Source organism: Kineococcus lubricus, from assembly GCF_050871965.1.
In the GTDB taxonomy this organism is placed as follows: Bacteria; Actinomycetota; Actinomycetes; order Actinomycetales; family Kineococcaceae; genus Kineococcus.
In genome coordinates this window covers 35436-44159 of sequence record NZ_JBJLSK010000029.1, presented here as the reverse complement: position 1 = coordinate 44159, position 8724 = coordinate 35436, and the positions used below count along the sequence as shown (strand labels likewise).

At 75.8% G+C, this 8724-nt stretch carries 7 protein-coding genes and 1 tRNA gene; 2 read left to right on the top strand and 6 right to left on the bottom strand.

Annotated features, from left to right (window positions below):
* Window positions 1–60 precede the first annotated feature (60 nt).
* Complete coding sequence (locus tag ACRYRX_RS18555; protein WP_432514248.1) at window positions 61–1098, bottom strand: LLM class flavin-dependent oxidoreductase; 1038 nt, start codon at window positions 1096–1098, stop codon at window positions 61–63.
* Window positions 1099–1214: 116 nt separating this feature from the next.
* Here ACRYRX_RS18555 and soxR point away from each other — a divergent pair, with 116 nt between their 5' ends.
* Window positions 1215–1688, top strand: a complete 474-nt coding sequence (gene soxR, locus ACRYRX_RS18550) for a redox-sensitive transcriptional activator SoxR (protein WP_432514246.1) — start codon at window positions 1215–1217, stop codon at window positions 1686–1688.
* A gap of 23 nt (window positions 1689–1711) precedes the next feature.
* Window positions 1712–3769: a SpoIIE family protein phosphatase gene (locus ACRYRX_RS18545; protein ID WP_432514245.1), complete on the top strand. Its 2058-nt coding sequence runs from the start codon at window positions 1712–1714 to the stop codon at window positions 3767–3769.
* On the opposite strand, the gene ACRYRX_RS18540 is transcribed toward ACRYRX_RS18545, so the two are convergent.
* The 5 genes from ACRYRX_RS18540 to ACRYRX_RS18520 all read right to left on the bottom strand — a co-directional run bounded on the left by ACRYRX_RS18540 (window position 3691) and on the right by ACRYRX_RS18520 (window position 8488).
* Window positions 3691–4146, bottom strand: a complete 456-nt coding sequence (locus tag ACRYRX_RS18540) for a hypothetical protein (protein ID WP_432514243.1) — start codon at window positions 4144–4146, stop codon at window positions 3691–3693. The genes ACRYRX_RS18545 and ACRYRX_RS18540 overlap by 79 nt on opposite strands.
* Window positions 4147–4166: 20 nt before the next feature.
* Window positions 4167–4239, bottom strand: a tRNA-Gly gene (locus tag ACRYRX_RS18535).
* Window positions 4240–4256: 17 nt separating this feature from the next.
* Window positions 4257–5180, bottom strand: coding sequence for an alpha/beta hydrolase (locus ACRYRX_RS18530; protein ID WP_432514241.1), 924 nt, complete (start codon window positions 5178–5180; stop codon window positions 4257–4259).
* 15 nt (window positions 5181–5195) lie between these two features.
* Window positions 5196–5714, bottom strand: a complete 519-nt coding sequence (locus tag ACRYRX_RS18525) for an FBP domain-containing protein (RefSeq protein WP_432514239.1) — start codon at window positions 5712–5714, stop codon at window positions 5196–5198.
* Window positions 5715–5758: 44 nt separating this feature from the next.
* The gene (locus ACRYRX_RS18520; RefSeq protein WP_432514237.1) at window positions 5759–8488 is read right to left on the bottom strand and encodes a putative bifunctional diguanylate cyclase/phosphodiesterase; all 2730 of its coding nucleotides are present in this window, start codon (window positions 8486–8488) and stop codon (window positions 5759–5761) included.
* Window positions 8489–8724: the final 236 nt, after the last annotated feature.

Below are 8724 nucleotides of genomic sequence, written 5' to 3'. Positions count from 1 at the left end.
CGCTGCCGATCATCGGCAGCGCGGGTCCAACGATCCGAACCGCGGCGCGACGGCGACGCGTCAGCCGAGCTCCTTGCGCACGAGCGGCGCCACCTCGGTCCCCAGCAGCTCCACGGCGCGCATCACGTCCGCGTGCGGCATCGTCCCGGCCGACAGGTGGAGCATGAACCGGTCGATCCCCAGGTGCTGGTGTTGGAACAGGATCTTCTCGGCGACCTCCTCGGGCGACCCGACGAGCAGCGCCCCGCGCCGTGAGCGCGCCGCCTCGTAGGAGGTGTGCGAGAAGTACCCCCAGCCGCGTTCCTGGCCCAGCTGGTTCATGACGCCCTGGTACGGCTTGAAGTGGACGGCTTCGGCGGCGGCCGTGGTGGGGGCCACGAACCCGTGCGAGTGCGTCGCGATCCGCAGCACCGACTCGTCGTGCCCGGCGCGGCGCCCGGCCTCGCGGTACAGCTGGGCGAGCGGCGCGAACTGCTCGGGCATCCCGCCGATGATGGCGATGGCCAGCGGCAGGCCGAGCGTGCCGGCCCGCACGACGGACTGCGGGTTGCCGCCCACGGCGATCCACACCGGCAGCGGCTGCTGCTCGGGCAGCGGGAAGACGCCCAGCCCGGGGACGCCCGCGCGGTGCTCCCCGCCGGGCCACGTCACGTGCGCGGGGTCGGACCGGATCGCCAGGAGCAGGTCCAGCTTCTCGGCGAACAGCTCGTCGTAGTCGTCCAGGTCGTACCCGAACAGCGGGAACGACTCGATGAACGAGCCGCGCCCGGCCATGATCTCCGCACGGCCGCCGGAGAGGCCGTCGAGCGTGGCGAACTGCTGGAAGACCCGCACGGGGTCGTCGGAGGACAGGACGGTGACGGCGCTGGACAGCCGGATGCGGGTGGTGCGGGTCGCGGCCGCGGCCAGCACGACGGCGGGCGCGGACGCGGCGTAGTCGGGGCGGTGGTGCTCACCGAGGGCGTAGACGTCGAGCCCGACCTGGTCGGCCAGCTCGATCTCCTCGACGACCTCCCGGAGCCGCTCGGCGTGCGAGATGGTCTTCCCGCCGTCCGCGTACGGCGTCGTCTCCGCGAAGGCGCTGATCCCGATCTCCACCACGAACCCCCAGATGTTGAAACCTCAAAGACAAGAAGCAGCGTACCCGTGATCGACCACCCCGCACCACGCCCGCCCGTCCCTGCCGGGGTCACCCCGACGAGGGAGGACCGCCCGTGAGCGCACGCGACGACCTCCTCGGCATCGGCACCGTCGCCCGGCGCGCCGGGGTGTCCGTCGCCGCCCTGCGCCACTACGAGGAGCGCGGGCTGGTCCACGCCGTCCGCGACGCCGGCGGCCGGCGCCGCTTCCCCCGCCACGTCCTGCGCCGCCTGGCCGTCGTCGCCGCCGGCCAGCGCGTCGGGCTGTCCCTGGCCGCCATCGCCGACGCCCTCGCCGCCCTGCCCGCCGACCGCGCCCCCACCCCCGGCGAGTGGGCCGCCGTCGGGCAGGTCTGGCAGCGCCTCCTCGACGAGCGCCTGCGCGAGCTGCAGGACCTGCGCACCTCCCTGGACGGCTGCATCGGCTGCGGCTGCCTGTCGCTGACCCGCTGCACCCTGCTCAACCCGGACGACGACGCGGCCCGGGAGGGCAGCGGCTCGCGGTGGCTGCGCGAGGCCGGTCACCGGCCCCGCGGCGAGCGACCGTGAACGGTGACCACTAGGTTCGTGGGGTGGTCGCCAACCTCCCGTTCGGGTCCGCGGAGGAGCTGCGCCGGGCCTACGAGGCCGTGGACTGGGCCGCGACGCCGCTGGGCGACCCCGCGTCCTGGCCGCAGGCCCTGCGCCGCGCGCTCGAACTGGCCCTGGAGACCCGCTTCCCCGTCTTCATCGGCTGGGGACCGGACCTGACGATGGTCTACAACCAGGCCTACGCCGACATCATCGACGACAAGCACCCCTCGGCCCTGGGCCGCCCCACCCGCGAGGTCTGGGCCGAGACGTGGGACGAGCTCGGCCCGCTGTTCGCCTCCGCCCTGGCCGGTGACGCCGTCTGGTTCGAGGACCTGCCCGTCACCATGAACCGCAGCGGCTTCTTCGAGGAGACGTACTTCACGTTCTCCTACTCACCCGTGCGCGGCGACGACGGCCGGATCGCCGGCGTCCTCGACATCGCCACCGAGACCACCCGCCAGGTCCAGGACCACCGGCGCCTGGAACTGCTCACCCGGCTCGGCGACCTCGCCTCCGAGCTGCAACCGCCCGCCGAACTGGCCCGCAAGGCCCTCGACGTCCTCGCCACCGCGCCCCTGGACCTGCCCGACGTCGACCTCCAGCTCCCCGGCGAACCCAGCCACCTGCCCGCCCCGCAGCGGCCCCTGGCCCCGCGCGAGGTCCTCGTCCGCGACCAGCCCGACGGCCACCGGCTCGCCTGGGTCCGCATCCCCGCCGCCCTCGGCGGCCAGTCCCCCGGCGTCCTCGCCGCCCGGCTCAGCGACCTCGTCCCCGTCGACGCCGCCTACCGCGACTTCCTGCGCCTGGTCGCCGCCACCGTCGGCGACGCCCTGTCGGCCGCCGCCTCCTACGAGGCCGAACGCCGCCGCGCCGACCTGCAGCAGTGGCAGGCCCAGCGCCTGGCCGGGCTCGTCGCGGTCGCGCAGGCCCTGTCCACCGTCGACGGCGAGGACGCCGTCCTGCGCGTCCTGGGCCGCGGCGCCGTCGGCCTGCTCGGCGCCGACGGCATCGTCCTGGGGCTCCTCGGCGACGCGGGGGTGCAGGTCCTCGGCGACGCCGACGACCCCGCCGCGGCCGCCCTCGACGCCGCCTTCGGCGGCACCGCCGTCCTCGACGACGACCCCACGACCGCGGCCTGGCCGCTGTGGGTCGGTGACCGCGTCATCGGCGCCCTCGGCCTGTCCTGGCGGGACCGGCGCCACCTGGGCCCCGAGGACACCGACGTCGTCACCGCCCTGGCCGCCTCCACCGCCCAGGCCCTCGACCGGGTCCGCGCGGCCCGGTCCGAACGGGCCGCCGCCTCCGCCGTCCGCGCCATGGCCGAGACGCTGCAGCGCAGCCTGCTGACCGCCGCCCCCCGGCCCGAGCACCTCGAGATCGCCGTGCGCTACTCCCCGGCCGCCGAGCACGCCCAGGTCGGCGGCGACTGGCACGACGCGTTCCTCACCGCCGCCGGCACCGCCTGCCTCGTCATCGGCGACGTCACCGGCCACGACCAGGACGCCGCCGCGGCCATGGGGCAGGTCCGCAACCTGCTGCGCGGCATCGGCTACAGCCTGGAGGTCTCACCCGCCTCGGCGCTCGCGGCCCTGGACCGGGCGATGCGGGACCTGGGCGTGGGGGCGCTGGCCACGGGCATCCTGGCGACCATCGAGCCGCTGGAGACGTCCTCGCACTGGCGGCTGCGCTGGTCGAACGCCGGTCACATGCCGCCGCTGGTCATCTCCCCGGACGGCTCGGTGGAGGTGCTGCGGACCAACCCGGACCTGCTGCTGGGCCTGGACGCGGAGTTCGTCCGCGCCGACCACGTCCACGGGCTGCCGCCGGGGGCCACGGTGCTGCTGTTCACCGACGGCCTCGTCGAGCGCCGCGGCGCCTCGGTCGACGACGGCCTGGCCTGGCTGGCCCGGACCGCCGGGACGTTCGCCGGGATGGACCCGGCCGAGATCTGCGACCACGTGCTGGGCCTGGTGGACGGTCACGCCGAGGACGACGTCGCCGTCCTGGCCGTCCGGGTCCGGTCCGAACCGGACGCGGCGGTGCCCGTCCCGTCGTAGGCCCTCTCGTAGCCGCCGTCGGCGAGCCCGGCCCAGCGTTCGAAGACGTTGCGGTGCGGGCGGTTCCCGGTCACGAGGGCGTTCAGCCCGTACAGGGCGAGGAAGGGGACGGTGCCCAGCAGGGCGTACTGGTCGGCGTGCTTCAGCTCGTGGCGCCGGCGCGCGGGACCCCCGAGGTCGCCGTGCAGCCAGACGTTGCCCAGGGTGGTCCCGCCGCGGCCGTAGGTGCCGCGCGGCATCCCGGAGGCCTCGACGAAGAGGTCGTCCCCGAGGGTGAAGGTGGCGCCGTGGGCGCGCGCCCAGCCGAGGGCCAGCACGGAGACCGGGAGGTTGCGGACGGCCCGGAAGACGATCCAGGCCCGGCGTGCGTCGACCACGGGCCGACGGTACTTCAGAGAGCGGACGACGAGACTCGAACTCGCGACCCTAACCTTGGCAAGGTTATGCGCTACCAACTGCGCTACGTCCGCAACGTGCGGGGACGACTCTACACGCCCCGCGGGGGTGGCGGCGACGGCGGGTGCTGCCGCAGCCAGCTCCGCACGTCTTCCCGCGCAGCCTCCGCCATGGAGGTCGCGTGGCCGGTGAACCCGTGCGGCGACGCCGGGTAGACGCGCACGTCGACGTCGACACCGGCCACCGCCAGCCGCGTGGCCATCACCAGGTTGTCCTCCAGCAGCACGTCCTCGGCCCCCACGACCACGAGGACGGGCGGCAGACCGCTGACGTCGGCGTGGACCGGGGACAGGTCCGGGTCCGTGCGGTCGGCCACCGCCCCGGCGTAGGCCTGCAGGAAGTACTCCCCGGCGATCCGCCGCCCGGCCGGGGTGCACCCGCTGAGGTCGTAGGTGCCGAACTCCAGCACCGCCCCGCCGAAGGGCGCCAGCCCCCGGTCCCGCAGCCGCAGCAGCGTGCCCAGCGCCAGGGTCGCCCCGGCCGAGGAGCCCCCGATCGTGAGCCGGCGGGTGCCGAAGCGCTCCCCGGCGTGATCGGCCAGCCACAGCGCGGCGCTCTCGCAGTCCTCCAGCCCGCACGGCCAGGGGTGCTCGGGAGCCAGGCGGTGGTCCACGCCGACGACCACCAGACCCGAGGCGTCGGCCAGGGCGCGGTGCCGCGCGTCGTCACCGGCGGTCGTGCCCAGGTAGAAGCCCCCGCCGTGCAGGTGCAGGTGCACCCCGGTCACCGGGCCGCGGGCCGGTACGTGGACGCGCACCGGCACAGTGCGTCCACCGGCGCGCACCACCTCCACGGTCGTCGGCGGGCTCACGGGGGCGGCGGCGCGTGCCCGGGCCCGCAGCGCCAGCACCTCCTCGTGGCTGCCCGGACCGCGGCCCGTGCCGCGCCGGGCGTAGAACGCCCGCGACTCGGCGGCGAACCCGTCCAGGCGGGCGTCGCCCAGGTGGGCCGGCACCCGTGCGCCGCGCCCTCAGCCCGCGGCGAGCACGGTCCGCGCGAAGGCCGCCGCGCGCTCGCGCAGCGCCTCCTGGCGCTGGGAGACGCTGAGGCCGGGGTCGGGCCGCAGCCGCGGCGTGGCCCGCAGCACCCGCACGTTGTCCCCGCAGGCCAGGTCGGTGCACAGGTAGGTCCCGACGGTGTTGAGCTTGCGCCCGGACTCCCCGGCGCGGGCGGCGACGAACAGCCCGACGTCGCCGGGGGAGCGGGTGGTGCGGCACAGGTCGCACATCGCCGTGGTCCGCACCCCCTTGCCGGGGGTGGCCCGCAGCGCCAGCCCGACGACGGCCTCGCCCAGCGGGACGAGCAGCCACCCCCGCTCGGGGGCCTTGGGGTCGCGCCAGCCGACGACCTCGCGGGCGGGGTCGCAGCCGTGCACCCACTCGGGCACGCGCATCCGGTGCGCCTCACCGCGCGAGCAGTTGGTCATGGTGGAGCGGATGGCCTCGTCGGTCAGCTGACCGGCGTGCAGTTCCAGCGTTGCGCGTGGCACGGACGACTCCCTCGAGGACGAAACCCGGTCGAGGGTACGCCTGCTCAGGAGGCGCGCTCGAACCCGTCCGTCGCGTCGAAGACCGCACCGCAGTCCTGCACGGCCGCCGCCAGCCGCTCGGCGGGGACGGGGCGCGAGAAGTGGAACCCCTGCGCGTAGTCGCAGCCGGTGGCCTGCAGGGCGTGGACCTGCGAGGCCTGCTCGACGCCCTCGGCGACGACCCCGAGGCCGAAGCTGCGGGCCGCGCCCACCACCAGGCGCACGAGCTCGACGGTGCGGGGGTCGTCGGAGTCGACGAAGCTGCGGTCGATCTTCAGGACGTCGACGGGCACCCGCGACAGCTGCCCGAACGAGGTGTACCCGGTGCCGAAGTCGTCGATGGCGACGCGGACGCCGATGGCCCGCAGCTCCTCCAGGCGCGCCCAGGCGGCGTCGTCCTCGACCATGACGGTCTCGGTGATCTCCAGCGTGAGCCGGTCGGGGCGGGTGCCGGCGGCGGCGAGCGCGGAACGCACGTCGTCGACCAGGCGCGGGGAGCGCAGGTGCCGGCCGGAGACGTTCACCGCGACGCGCAGCCCGGCGCAGGGGCCGCCGGCGGCGTCGAACTCGGCGAGCTGGCGCAAGGACGTGCGCAGCGCCCAGCGCCCCAGGTCGCAGATGAGGTCCGAACCCTCGGCGACGGGGATGAACCGGCCGGGCGGGACGAGGCCCTCCCCGGGCTTCTGCCAGCGCACGAGGGCCTCGACACTGCCCACCCGCCCGCTGTCCAGGGACGTCACGGGCTGGTAGTGCAGGACGAGCTCGTCGTGGGCCAGGGCGTGCCGCAGGCCCTCCTCGACCGCGGCCTGGGCGGCCAGCGCGGCACGCAGGTCGTCGTCGTAGACCTCGACGCGACCGCGGCCGGCCTGCTTGGCGCGGTAGGCGGCGGTGTGCGCCTCCTGGAGCAGCCGGTCGGCGTGGTCGCCGGGTTCGGTGCCGGCCGCGTCGGGCTGCTGGGCGCCGAGCCGGCTGACGGCGATCCCGACGCTGGCGCCGACCAGGGCGCGGGACTCGGTGCCGCCGGCCAGCGCGATGGGCGCCGAGACGGTCTCGATGAGCGCCTGGCCGAGGTCGACCAGGCCCTTGTCGTCGAGGACGGGCTCGACGAGGACGACGAACTCGTCGCCGCCGAGGCGGGCGACGACGTCGACGGCGCGGACGCGGTCGCGCAGGCGCTGCGCGACGGTCTGCAGGACGGCGTCCCCGGCGACGTGCCCGAGGGAGTCGTTGACGGTCTTGAACTGGTCGAGGTCGAGGAACAGCAGCCCGACGCGGTCGCCGGTGCGGTGGGTGCGGCGCAGGGCGCGGTCGATCTGGGTGAGCGCCTCGGCCCGGTTCGGCAGGGTCGTCAGGGCGTCGTGGGTGGCCTGGTGGGCCATCTCCTCCTGGAGCAGGTCGCGGTCGCGCAGGGCGCTGACGATCTGCTGGACGGAGGCGTGCACGACGCGGCCCAGCGGCCCGCCGACGGGGCGGCGCAGGATCTCGTCCTCCAGGTCGCCGTCGGCGACGGCCTGGGCCTGGGCCTGGACCGAGCGCAGGCTGGTGACGGCGGCGCCGAGGCCGCGGGCCACGACGCGGGCCTCCGGGGGCCCCTCGACCCGGACGTCGACGAGGTCGCCGCGGCTGATGGAGCCGGCGGCGTCGGCGAGGCGGGCCAGGGGCCCGGCGATGGACCGGCTGGTGTAGAGGGTCCCGCCGAGGGACAGGACGAGCAGCAGCGCGGCGGTGCCGCCGTAGCGCAGCAGCTCCTCGCGCGCCTGGGCGCGGTAGGCCTCGGCGATCCGGGCGGCCTCGTCGGCGGCGACCCCGAGGACGCGGCGCAGCGCGTCGTCGCGGCCGACGACGGCGGTGCTGAGCTGGACGAGGACGTCGGAGCCGGGGACGGCCCGGTCCCCGGAGGCGGCGGCGGTCGCCAGCAGCCCGTCGATGCGCTGGGCGTCGGGGTCGGTCGTCGCGGTGATCCAGCTGGAGCGGACCGCGGCGCGGGGGGAGGCGACGAGGTCGTCGGAGGCGTTCCTGAACCCGGCCCAGCTGCGCAGGAACAGGGTGCGGGCGGGGCCCTCGGCGCCGGCGGGCGCGGACACGTACCCCAGGTAGTAGGGCACCTCCTCCCCGGCGAGGGTGGTGGCGCGGGCGGCCAGGCGCAGGTCGGTGACGGCCGTCTGCAGGCCGGTGTCGCCGGTCTCGGCGGCGGCGGTGATGAGGTGCGCGTCCACGGCCGCGCTGAGCTGGGAGACGAGGAAGCGGTACTTGTCGAAGAGCTGGCGGTTGCTGGTCTCGCGGGCGCTGGCGGTGTCCCCGGCGCCCCAGGAGGCGCGGACGACGTCGAGCCGCTCGGTGGCGCGCGCGACCTGCTCGCGGGCCAGGGGGTCGGCGGTGGCGGCGGCGACGGCGACGTCGGTGCGCGCGACGGCCCCGGCGTAGAGGGTGTGGAGGGTGACGGCGAGGCGGTTGCGCTCGCGCAGGCTGCCGCCCTCGGCGCTGAGCTCGAGGAGCTCGACGCTGGAGACCAGGGGGATCGCCTCCTCGGCGACGCGGGCCCGCAGGGTGTCGAGGGCGACCGCGGCGCGCAGCTGGCGGACGGCGTCCTCGGCGGCCTGGACGCGCTGGACGCGGTGGGTCACGAGGATGGAGGCGAAGGCGGCGAACCCGAGCAGGGGGACGAGGACGAGCACGAGCAGCCGCGTGCGCAGGCTGATCGTGCGTCGTTCTCGTCGCTCGGGGAGGTCGGCCACCTGGAGGGGATCGACCGGCGGCGCGGGGTTCCTGAGCGGGTGGCTCCCCCGGGGGCCGGTCGTCCCCCGTTCGGCCCAGCGCCGGCCCCCCGGTGGCACCGCTGAGTAGTTGTCTAGAACTCTGCGTGACCCCGCTGCGCGGGAGGGGATCGGGCCGGGAACGTCGTGACCCGCAGCCGTTTGTGTCCGGGCCCGTCTGGCGGCACACTCATCGCACAGCTGGATTCTTCTAGAAG